The organism is Parendozoicomonas verongulae (genome assembly GCF_009711465.1).
In the GTDB taxonomy this organism is placed as follows: domain Bacteria; phylum Pseudomonadota; class Gammaproteobacteria; order Pseudomonadales; family Endozoicomonadaceae; genus Sansalvadorimonas; species Sansalvadorimonas verongulae.
The window spans coordinates 8,758-9,526 of record NZ_SMME01000808.1 but is presented as its reverse complement, the minus strand read 5'-3'; the positions used below and the strand labels follow the sequence as shown (position 1 = coordinate 9,526).

Below are 769 nucleotides of genomic sequence, written 5' to 3'. Positions count from 1 at the left end.
AGTATTGATAAACCGCATTATCAGACGCTGACGATCCATCAGCAGGAGTTTTGGAGAGATCAAGAACCAGTATGTTCTTTTTCAGGGCCACACCTCTGTTTTGCAAAAAAGTGGCTCCCTCTTCCAACTCTACAGCAGTCATAGCCGGAGGCGGACCAAGAACAGTAGCCTCTGGCATGAGTTCATAGTAAAGCGCTTCCCTACCTCTCAACTCCCAGCTTATCTCTGGCGGAAGTGGAGACACCTGAAGGTAAAAACGGGTGATTTCTATAGGTATCTTGTTCAGACTTTCATAGGAAAGGGAAACACTGTAGTCAGTAGCATTCTCCTGATAAAACGCTTCAAGGGGGATAGTCTGTTTCAATACACCATGCTGCTTTACAGACAGCCCTCTCCTTATAAAGCGTCCTCGGGTGCGCATTCCGTTAACAACAGGGTATATAGCTAGCGAAAAACGCAAACCCATATCATTAAGAGCTTTTCTCTCTCTATCGTTTTTTATGGTCAGAGTGAAAGTAGGCTCATATATTGAGACAACGGTATCGTTCACTCCCACCAACTGATCAAAGAGCAGCTCTCTAGCCTCTAGTGGCCCATTTAATCCTGAAAAATCTGCACCACCCGATTTGTCTTTCTTTCCCATCATATGCTGCAACAGCACGTCGTCTGTAAAGGGTAACCCCGTCTTGGGATCAATTTTTACAGCCAAAGCTTCCAAAGGATAGAACAGACATAACACAGTCAAAGGCAGGGCTTGCTTCATAGCACG

The 769-nt window shown here is 45.4% G+C and carries 1 protein-coding gene; it reads right to left on the bottom strand.

Features of this window, described 5'->3' with window-relative positions; translation table 11 throughout:
* On the bottom strand, positions 1 to 769 hold a 769-nt coding region (locus tag E1189_RS09035), incomplete at both ends, for a hypothetical protein (protein ID WP_196221340.1).